General features: G+C 36.8%; 10 protein-coding genes and 1 pseudogene. 7 read left to right on the top strand and 4 right to left on the bottom strand.

Features of this window, described 5'->3' with window-relative positions; translation table 11 throughout:
- Positions 1–171 precede the first annotated feature (171 nt).
- The 6 genes from groES to HT699_RS06255 all read left to right on the top strand — a co-directional run bounded on the left by groES (position 172) and on the right by HT699_RS06255 (position 5,075).
- The gene (groES, locus tag HT699_RS06280) at positions 172–456 is read left to right on the top strand and encodes a co-chaperone GroES (protein WP_000917330.1); all 285 of its coding nucleotides are present in this window, start codon (positions 172–174) and stop codon (positions 454–456) included.
- Positions 457–471: 15 nt separating this feature from the next.
- Complete coding sequence (gene groL, locus HT699_RS06275; protein ID WP_000031573.1) at positions 472–2,094, top strand: chaperonin GroEL; 1,623 nt, start codon at positions 472–474, stop codon at positions 2,092–2,094.
- Between the two features lie 137 nt (positions 2,095–2,231).
- Positions 2,232–2,987: an epoxyqueuosine reductase QueH gene (locus HT699_RS06270; protein ID WP_000567552.1), complete on the top strand. Its 756-nt coding sequence runs from the start codon at positions 2,232–2,234 to the stop codon at positions 2,985–2,987.
- A 445-nt stretch (positions 2,988–3,432) separates the two neighbouring features.
- A complete protein-coding gene (locus tag HT699_RS06265) occupies positions 3,433–4,206 on the top strand; it encodes a class I SAM-dependent methyltransferase (protein ID WP_172934181.1) in 774 nt (257 codons plus the stop codon).
- Positions 4,207–4,218: 12 nt separating this feature from the next.
- Entirely contained in the window at positions 4,219–4,557 is a 339-nt protein-coding gene (locus HT699_RS06260) for a helix-turn-helix transcriptional regulator (RefSeq protein ID WP_007284801.1), read from the top strand.
- A gap of 8 nt (positions 4,558–4,565) precedes the next feature.
- Complete coding sequence (locus tag HT699_RS06255; RefSeq protein ID WP_078374108.1) at positions 4,566–5,075, top strand: hypothetical protein; 510 nt, start codon at positions 4,566–4,568, stop codon at positions 5,073–5,075.
- Positions 5,076–5,421: 346 nt separating this feature from the next.
- Here HT699_RS06255 and HT699_RS06250 read toward each other — a convergent pair whose 3' ends face one another.
- The 3 genes from HT699_RS06250 to HT699_RS06240 form a co-directional block, all read right to left on the bottom strand.
- Complete coding sequence (locus tag HT699_RS06250) at positions 5,422–5,955, bottom strand: DUF402 domain-containing protein (RefSeq protein WP_000775321.1); 534 nt, start codon at positions 5,953–5,955, stop codon at positions 5,422–5,424.
- Between the two features lie 88 nt (positions 5,956–6,043).
- Positions 6,044–6,820, bottom strand: a complete 777-nt coding sequence (gene recX, locus HT699_RS06245; RefSeq protein WP_050082144.1) for a recombination regulator RecX — start codon at positions 6,818–6,820, stop codon at positions 6,044–6,046.
- A 9-nt stretch (positions 6,821–6,829) separates the two neighbouring features.
- Positions 6,830–7,606, bottom strand: a complete 777-nt coding sequence (locus tag HT699_RS06240; RefSeq protein WP_172934180.1) for an aminoglycoside 3'-phosphotransferase — start codon at positions 7,604–7,606, stop codon at positions 6,830–6,832.
- 56 nt (positions 7,607–7,662) lie between these two features.
- Between HT699_RS06240 and rlmD the strand changes: the two genes are divergently transcribed.
- The gene (gene rlmD / locus HT699_RS06235) at positions 7,663–9,018 is read left to right on the top strand and encodes a 23S rRNA (uracil(1939)-C(5))-methyltransferase RlmD (protein ID WP_050208050.1); all 1,356 of its coding nucleotides are present in this window, start codon (positions 7,663–7,665) and stop codon (positions 9,016–9,018) included.
- 266 nt (positions 9,019–9,284) lie between these two features.
- Here the strand turns inward: rlmD and HT699_RS06230 are convergent.
- Positions 9,285–10,190 (bottom strand): annotated as a pseudogene (locus tag HT699_RS06230) (ISNCY family transposase); the annotation flags it as partial.

Here is a 10,190-nt window from a genome sequence, read left to right as displayed (position 1 = left end):
TTTTCATTGAGTATAAACATTAAAAAGTCTGAGTTGGTCTCAGGCTTTTTATCTTGAGAAAGTCAGACTTTTTTCTTGACTATTTCTGACCAAGTGATACAATAGAATTATGAATTAGCACTCAAGTTCAAAGAGTGCTAATAATATCTATCTCATTATGGAGGAAATCAGATGTTGAAACCATTAGGGGACCGTGTGGTCTTAAAAATAGAAGAAAAAGAACAAACCGTTGGGGGCTTTGTCCTTGCAGGCTCAGCCCAAGAAAAAACCAAAACAGCTCAAGTTGTGGCTACTGGACAAGGTGTTCGTACCTTGAACGGTGACTTGGTTGCTCCAAGTGTTAAAACTGGAGATCGTGTCTTAGTTGAAGCCCACGCAGGTCTTGATGTCAAAGATGGAGATGAAAAGTACATCATCGTAGGCGAAGCTAACATTTTGGCAATCATTGAGGAATAGAAGGAGAAAGTAAGTATGTCAAAAGAAATTAAATTTTCATCAGATGCCCGTTCAGCCATGGTTCGTGGTGTCGATATTCTTGCAGACACTGTTAAAGTAACCTTGGGACCAAAAGGTCGCAATGTCGTTCTTGAAAAGTCATTCGGTTCACCCTTGATTACCAATGACGGTGTGACCATTGCCAAAGAAATCGAATTGGAAGACCATTTTGAAAATATGGGTGCTAAGTTAGTATCAGAAGTAGCTTCTAAAACCAATGATATCGCAGGTGACGGAACTACGACTGCAACAGTCTTGACCCAAGCTATCGTCCGTGAAGGAATCAAAAACGTCACAGCAGGTGCAAATCCAATCGGTATTCGTCGTGGGATTGAAACAGCAGTTGCCGCAGCAGTTGAAGCTTTGAAAAACAACGCCATCCCTGTTGCCAATAAAGAAGCTATCGCTCAAGTTGCAGCCGTATCTTCTCGTTCTGAAAAAGTTGGTGAGTACATCTCTGAAGCAATGGAAAAAGTTGGCAAAGACGGTGTCATCACCATCGAAGAGTCACGTGGTATGGAAACAGAGCTTGAAGTCGTAGAAGGAATGCAGTTTGACCGTGGTTACCTTTCACAGTACATGGTGACAGATAGCGAAAAAATGGTGGCTGACCTTGAAAATCCGTACATTTTGATTACAGACAAGAAAATTTCCAATATCCAAGAAATCTTGCCACTTTTGGAAAGCATTCTCCAAAGCAATCGTCCACTCTTGATTATTGCGGATGATGTGGATGGTGAGGCTCTTCCAACTCTTGTTTTGAACAAGATTCGTGGAACCTTCAACGTAGTAGCAGTCAAGGCACCTGGTTTTGGTGACCGTCGCAAAGCCATGCTTGAAGATATCGCCATCTTAACAGGCGGAACAGTTATCACAGAAGACCTTGGTCTTGAGTTGAAAGATGCGACAATTGAAGCTCTTGGTCAAGCAGCGAGAGTGACCGTGGACAAAGATAGCACGGTTATTGTAGAAGGTGCAGGAAATCCTGAAGCGATTTCTCACCGTGTTGCGGTTATCAAGTCTCAAATCGAAACTACAACTTCTGAATTTGACCGTGAAAAATTGCAAGAACGCTTGGCCAAATTGTCAGGTGGTGTAGCGGTTATTAAGGTCGGAGCCGCAACTGAAACTGAGTTGAAAGAAATGAAACTCCGCATTGAAGATGCCCTCAACGCTACTCGTGCAGCTGTTGAAGAAGGTATTGTTGCAGGTGGTGGAACAGCTCTTGCCAATGTGATTCCAGCTGTTGCTACCTTGGAATTGACAGGAGATGAAGCAACAGGACGTAATATTGTTCTCCGTGCTTTGGAAGAACCTGTTCGTCAAATTGCTCACAATGCAGGATTTGAAGGCTCTATCGTTATCGATCGTTTGAAAAATGCTGAGCTTGGTATAGGATTCAACGCAGCAACTGGCGAGTGGGTTAACATGATTGATCAAGGTATCATTGATCCAGTTAAAGTGAGTCGTTCAGCCCTACAAAATGCAGCATCTGTAGCCAGCTTGATTTTGACAACAGAAGCAGTCGTAGCCAATAAACCAGAACCAGTAGCCCCAGCTCCAGCAATGGATCCAAGTATGATGGGCGGGATGATGTAAGCTTTCTATAGAAAACAACTTATAAAAAACACAAAAGGAGGGAATGACTAACCCTTCTTTTTATAATATTCACTTCTAAATTGATTTGAGCTCTCCTAACTTATATGATAAAATAAGACTAGAAAAAGGAGAAGAACATGATCGATGTAGAAGAAATTCTGTGCAAGATGACCCCCAATCAGAAGATTAATTATGACCGTGTCATGCAGAAAATGGTACAAGCATGGGAGAAAAATGAGCAGCGGCCAACCATTCTCGTGCATGTTTGCTGTGCTCCTTGTAGTACCTATACACTAGAATATTTGACCAAGTATGCAGATGTGACCATCTATTTTGCCAATTCTAATATCCATCCCAAGGTAGAATACCATAAGCGGGTCTATGTCACCAAGAAACTTGTTAGTGATTTTAATGAGCGGACAGGAAATACGGTTCAGTACCTAGAAGCTCCCTACGAACCCAATGAATACCGAAAACTAGTTAGGGGACTAGAGGAGGAGCCCGAAGGTGGCGACCGTTGCAAGGTTTATTTTGACTACCGACTTGATAAAACAGCGCAAGTGGCTATGGACTTGGGCTTTGACTACTTTGGTTCAGCTTTGACTATCAGTCCTCATAAGAATTCTCAAACCATCAATAGCATCGGAATCGATGTGCAAAAAATTTACACGACCCACTATCTTCCCAGCGATTTCAAGAAAAATCAAGGCTACAAACGTTCAGTAGAGATGTGTGAGGAGTATGATATCTATCGTCAATGTTATTGTGGCTGCGTCTATGCAGCCCAAGCCCAGAATATTGACCTGGTTCAAGTTAAGAAGGACGCCACAGCATTCTTGTTGGATAAGGATGTTGAGAAAGACTATTCTCATATCAAATTTATAGTAGATTGAAACTAGAATAGTACACCTTTACTTCTAAAACATTGTTAGAAATCGATTTGACTGTCCTTATTTCATTTTACTATACTATTACGAAATTAGATATATAAATGAAAACTTGCCTCAAGGTAGGTTTTTTGCTAGTAGAAAAGCGATAGACAGAAATTGTTGGACTCTTAAAAAAATGAAGTTTTGCTCAAAAGAGCTTCTTAAATTAAAACGAGCAATTATCAGTTCAAATCTGTTTCAAAAGAAGAACGGATAAATTAATCGATGCTTTGTTTTTGAGTTAGGAAGTTAAGCATGCCAAACTGAGTCGTAGGAATAAATTTCTTTATAGAAATGTGTTACAACTTTGCTGTAACGGAATATTCCTTTTTTGCATTTATACAACTTATTTAACACTATCTTTATTCTTGTGATATAATGTCAAATTATAGAGTGGAGGGCATTTAAAATGATTGATAAAGTAATTGAACAATATAAAAGTCATGATAATCTTGATATTCGAGTAGAATTGCATAAGAAGTATTCAAAAAATAAATTGGGATTTAATAATTGGATATTTTCTAACTACCAAATCACTGATGAAGTAAAGGTTCTAGAATTAGGATGTGGTACAGGAGAACTGTGGAAAAGCAATAGTGATTCTATAGATAAAATGAAGCAGTTGATTGTTACAGATTTTTCTAAAGATATGGTAAAATCAACGAAGTCAGTGATTGGAAATAGAGACAATGTCAACTATGAGATAATGGATATTCAAAAGATTTCTTTTGAGAATGAAACTTTTGATATTGTTATTGCTAATATGCTTCTACATCATGTGAATGATATTCCTAAAGCTCTCTCTGAAGTGAATAGGGTCTTAAAAACCGAAGGCATTTTTTACTGTGCTACATTTGGTGAAAATGGAGTTGTAAATTATTTGGCAAATTTATTTAAAGATGAGGTTAATCAAGATTTAGAAAATAAAACGTTTACTTTACAAAATGGTAAAAGGTACCTGAGTAGGTGTTTTAACTCTGTCGATAGATTACTCTATGATGATGAGTTACAGGTAACTAGTATAGATGACCTAGTTAAATACATCCAATCGTTTAAAGGAATTTCAGAAATAGGTTCACTAGAAGAGGAAATAATACGTAAAAGATTGGAAAGTGAGTTTAATAATGGTATGTTGATCATTCCTAAAGAATATGGTATGTTTATCGCTCGAAAAGAAAGTTAAGGGAATGAAAGTGTGAAAAATTACGGAGAAGCTTTTCGATATTTTAGAAAATTAAACGGATATTCTTTAGAGTATGCTGCAGCTGATTCTATATCAAAATCTCAACTTTCTAGATTTGAAAGGGGAGAAAATGAAATTTCTCTTTCAACGTTTTTTGAATTATTATCAAATATCAATGTTTCGATAGAGAATTTTTGTAATTACCTAGAACATTATAAAAGATCGGAGCGTGATGATTTTTTGGTTAATTTATCTCCGAACTTTTATAGTTTGAATACTAAAGGGTTGGAGGAAATAAAAAATGAGCAACAAAAACTTTTTGAGAAGAGTGGGGAAAAACTCATAAAATAAATACAATTATGGTTCAGGGATTATTAAATCAGATAGATTGTAATCATGTAGTTAGTAGAGATGATCTAAATTTAGTGTATGACTATTTATTCCAGAAGGAACGATGGGAGTCCTATGAGATAACGCTGATTGGTAATTTATATCATCTTTTTGAAATAGATTATATTTACATGGTCGGAAAAGAAATACTAGAGCGTACACATTATTACGAAAAAATCGGCAAGAATAGAAATTTAGTTGTGTCAGCTTGTTTAAATTTTTGGTTCTGTTGCCTTGAAAATTCACATCTAATATATGCAGACTACTTTGAAATGAAATTAAAAAAATTATTAAAAGATGACACAAAAGTTTTTGAAAAATCTACATTCAAATTTGTAAAAGGATATAAAATATATCTGACTGAATCTAAAGAATCTGGAATTAAACAAATGAACGATGTCATAAAATATTTTGAGTTTATTGAATCTAAAAGTATTGCTTTATATTTTCAAAAACGATTAAATGAGCTGGTAGATTAAATACCATTTTCTCTGTCGAGATATTGTTTTTAAAATGTTGTACCAAGTGATTGATGCTATGTGGAAATAAAAAAATACGAAGTTGACCTGTATTTTTTATACTAATCATCTTCGTATTTTTTGTATTAAACGATATAAGTTTGTTGTAAACTTACAAGGAACAGAGACATTAAAAAATAACAGTATATCTATTTGTTTTATATATTTTACGAATTCTGCATAAATCTCTTTCTAGTAAGGTGTTGTAACTCTGCTATAATGGATTTATTCCTTTTTGTTTTTACACAATTTATTTTATACTACCAAAAAAACAAGGTCAGGATTTTGTTCCTGACCTTTGACAACTTTACCGATTCTTTAGTTCTACATAGCGCTTGTACCAAATGTTTACATAGGCTTCTGAGAAAGGACCACGTCCATTGTTAATCCAATCAACAAGAATTTTGACATGTTCTTTTAAAATATAGTCCAAATCATCAGAATAATTCATTTTGCGTTTGTGACGCTCGTACTCTTCAACGTCCAAGAGACGTTTTTCCCCATCTGTAAAAATTTTAACATCCAAATCGTAATCAATATACTTCAGTGCTTCTTCATCCAGATAGTAGGGGCTAGCCATATTGCAATAGTAAGAAGTTCCATTATCACGAATCATGGCAATGATATTAAACCAATATTTCTTGTGAAAGTAAACAATAGCCGGTTCTCGAGTGACCCAACGACGACCATCACTTTCGGTAACAAGTGTATGATCGTTGACACCAATAATGGCGTTTTCTGTTGTTTTTAGTACCATGGTGTCCCGCCAAGTTCGGTGGAGACTCCCATCATGCTTATAACTTTGAATTGTAATAAAGTCGCCTTCTTTTGGAAGCTTCATAACTAACCAACTTTCTACAATTTATAAGTTTATCATTTACTATTGTACCATAAAATTACCTAAAATCTGTGAATTTCACTTGGAAATATTAAAGATATTCTCTAAGAGCGCTTGCTATATCCGAAAAATCGTAGCCCTTTCGTGCTAAAACTTGAGTTAAACGCTGCTTCAGTTCGTATCCTTCATACTTTCGAGCATACTTAGTATATTGCTTATCAAGTTCCTTGAAGATGAGTTCTTGAGTCGTTTCTTGGTCAATTTGGCTATCTAAGTCGTCAAAGGCAATTTTAGCATCAGAATAAGAGAAGCCCTTGTTAGTCAAGCTCTGGATAATCTTATCTTGCAGGGCACGAGCTGGAAGTTTTCCCTCATATTTTTTCAATAGTTTATTAGCTACACGTTGAGCAACTTCAGAAAAATCAAATTCTTTCAAGTTCTCTTCTATAGTAGATTTTGAAATCCCTTTTTGAGCTAGTTTCTGAGTCAGCACATAAGGACCCTTGTCTCCTGACAGTTGATTAGCATTGATGCTAGCATAAGCGTATTGGCTATCATTGATCCACTTATCTTCTTTAAGATTAGCAATGACTTGAGAAACGATGTTTTCATCAATATCGTATTTTTTTAGATATTCTCTGACCTCTTTTTCAGTGCGTGCTTTAAAGGATAAATGGTAGAGGGCCAGATTCTTACCATAAGAAAATTGAGCAAAGTCCTGAATCTCTTTCAATTCCTCTTCACTTATAACCTTATCTCTCGATAACATAAAACGAACAATTGTGTCTTCGGTGATATAGCATTTGTCGCCATTATCAAGCTCCATCAGATAGAGTCTTTTTTTCTTTTCAAGTTTTGTGATTTTCATAATTTCCTTTCATCTAAATGCTTCGAAAGCTGCAACAAGTCGGAGTTTATCCATATCTACATATTCTCTACCGTAATAGTCGAGAAATAATTCAGCATACGTAGCATCTTGTAGGTTGTAATGAAGGGACCAAATTGCCCAAAAGAGGTCGATATGTCGGTCACTAAAACCAGCCAATCCCAAGTCAATAAAGCAAGAAAAATGCGAGGCATCCTTCAAGATGAAATTTGGCAGGCAGGCATCTCCATGAATAAAAGCATCATCTTTGAGGATGTAACCTTTCTCTTGTATCAGTTGGTAAGCTTCTTCACGACTGTGAATATGAAATTGGGGCAGAAGAGTCTTGTTATAAAAAGTCCCCTCCTGATAGTTTTTTAAGGCTTTTTCTTTATAACGCTTCAGATGATTTTCCGACGGAAAAGATTGTGGTTTAAGACTGTGAAGTTTGTTTAATGCTTGAGCTAGGGTTTGACAGAGTTTTTCGGGTTGATTTAAAAAATCGAGAGCATTTCTGCCAATGGCTTCTTTGGTCAGAAGGAAGTCCTTTTTTGCTGATAAATAGGTAATCACTGGAGTTCCCAATCCTTCAGTTTCGAACCAACTTGCAATCTTAGCTTCTTGAGCTAATCTGCCTTTTTGATCTATTTTTAAATAGTAACCTGAATCTATATATAGGACAGTTGCACTTGAATGAGAAGAACTATCAGAGAGATTAGCTCCCTTGATATAGCTTCGTAATCGTTCAGGGAAATCTAGTATACTAAAGCGAGGTGTTTTTGAATTCATGCTTTTATTGTAACATATTCTTAAATATCTTAGAAACTCCATGGTATAATAGACCTATGAATCTAAAAATAAAACAAAAAATACCATTAAAAATCAAGCGCATGGGAATTAATGGTGAGGGAATCGGCTTTTACCAAAAAACATTAGTCTTTGTACCCGGTGCTCTCAAAGGCGAAGATATCTATTGTCAGATTACTTCTATTAAACGTAACTTTGTTGAAGCGAAATTATTAAAGGTCAACAAGAAGTCTAAATTCCGCGTTGTGCCAGCTTGTACTATTTATAATGAGTGCGGAGGCTGCCAAATCATGCACCTGCATTATGATAAGCAGCTGGAGTTCAAGACGGACTTGCTTCATCAAGCGCTGAAAAAATTTGCTCCTGCAGGATATGAAAACTATGAAATTCGTCCAACTATTGGAATGCAGGAACCAAAATATTACAGAGCTAAGTTACAATTTCAGACTAGAAAATTTAAAAATCAGGTCAAGGCGGGCTTATATGCACAAAACTCTCACTATTTAGTAGAGTTGAAAGATTGCCTGGTACAAGACAAGGAAACCCAAGTGATTGCTAATCGTCTAGCGGAATTACTTACTTTTCACCAAATTCCAATCACCGATGAGAGAAAAGTTCTAGGTGTTAGGACTATTATGGTTCGACGAGCAAGAAAGACTGGACAGGTTCAGATTATTATTGTTACAAATCGTCAGCTTAATTTAACCCAACTAGTAAAAGACTTAATTAAAGATTTTCCAGAAGTTGTGACAGTAGCTGTGAATACAAATACAGCTAAAACCAGTGAGATTTATGGTGAAAAGACAGAGATTATCTGGGGACAAGAGAGTATTCAAGAAGGTGTACTCGACTATGAATTCTCACTATCTCCTCGAGCTTTCTATCAACTAAATCCTGAACAAACAGAAGTTCTTTATAACGAGGCGGTAAAAGCCTTGGATGTTGATAAAGAAGACCATTTGATTGACGCTTATTGTGGAGTTGGAACGATTGGATTTGCCTTCGCAAAGAAAGTAAAAACACTCAGAGGTATGGATATTATTCCAGAAGCCATTGAAGATGCCAAGCGAAATGCCAAAAGAATGGGATTTGACAATACTCATTATGAAGCTGGAACAGCAGAAGAGATTATTCCTCGTTGGTACAAGGAAGGATACCGAGCAGATGCTTTGATTGTGGATCCACCACGTACAGGTCTGGATGACAAGTTATTAGATACAATTCTTACCTATGTACCAGAAAAAATGGTTTATATTTCTTGTAATGTTTCGACTTTGGCAAGGGATTTGGTACGCTTAGTAGAAGTCTATGATCTTCATTATATCCAGTCGGTCGATATGTTCCCACATACAGCTCGAACGGAAGCAGTTGTAAAATTAATTAAAAAATTTTAAAAAAGTAGTGTCAATCGAAAGTGATGATGCCCCAAAAAATGGTGAGATTGAGGGCAATTATTTTGCTTTCATTTGACACGAGGAACCCTTGAAGCTATTTTTTCAGCTAAACCAAGGCTAGTCTTAGCCTTGGCTCTCCAGCCTAGCAGCTCCAAGCCTCTTATCAAATGAAATGCTTGTCTTAGACTCCTTATTTTCTCTCTCCTAAATGTAAGGGATAGAGTGATTTCCTTTAAGGAGCAGCTTCCCATTTAGCGAGAAATAGATTATACTTGTAGATGAGGAGAATGAAGCTCCTCACTAGTAAACTCTTCATAATCCTTTTTATTTTTCTGAAGATATTGTTTGAAAGATGTGAGTTTCCACGGATGGGTTTGTGGAGGGATATACTTGCGTCTTTCTTTTTTTGTTCTGGTTCTGGTTCAAAGTTTTTCGAATAGAGTTCATGAACTAGTAGCTCCTTTGTGTGATAGATCTTGTCAGCGATATTGAGGTAGATGTCACCGTCAACTTCTTTTATAACGAATGCTTTCGTCTTTCTGCTGAAGTAGACTTCTTTTCCTTGTTCAACAGGGATATAGCAACGATTTTGGAATCGGATATGGTGTCTACGATCCACGACTCTCTCCGCCAGTCTAGCTAGAATGAGATTTCGTTCAGAGGGCTTAGGAGCCACCTCGAAGACAGAGAGTTTTGTCTTGTTTCCAAACTGTTCATTAAAGGTTTGAATGTAGGAAAGAAGGAAAGTATTGGCTTCTTCCAAGGTATGAATATTGTTTCGTTCCAGTTCAATAGGCAGGCGAGATTGTAGTGCCTGATTGAGTCTTTCGACTCTCCCTTTAGTTTGAGGGATAGCGGTTGTCTCAAGGAGAATCCCCAGTTGGTGACAGGCGTATCCAAACTGTGTATGGGTATCGTCCTCCATTTTCTTAGAGTTGGAGGCTTGATAGGTAAAGACCGTTCTCTTATCTGTTTTAATTTGAAGGGGAATGCCGTGATTGGCTAATATTTGTTCAAGGACATGATAGTAAGCATTCAAGTTCTCTTTTTTATCAAAATAAGCCCCTAGGATATTGCCGGAAGCATCATCAATGGCTAAGTGTAAGTTAGAGGTTTCTGCTCCAAACCAGGCATGAGGGCTAGCCTCCATTTGGATGAGTTCTCCAGCAAAT

This window comes from Streptococcus sp. 1055 (assembly GCF_013276815.1).
In the GTDB taxonomy this organism is placed as follows: domain Bacteria; phylum Bacillota; class Bacilli; order Lactobacillales; family Streptococcaceae; genus Streptococcus; species Streptococcus pseudopneumoniae.
Note: the sequence above shows the minus strand (reverse complement) of the source record. Positions and strands in the feature narration are given on the sequence as shown.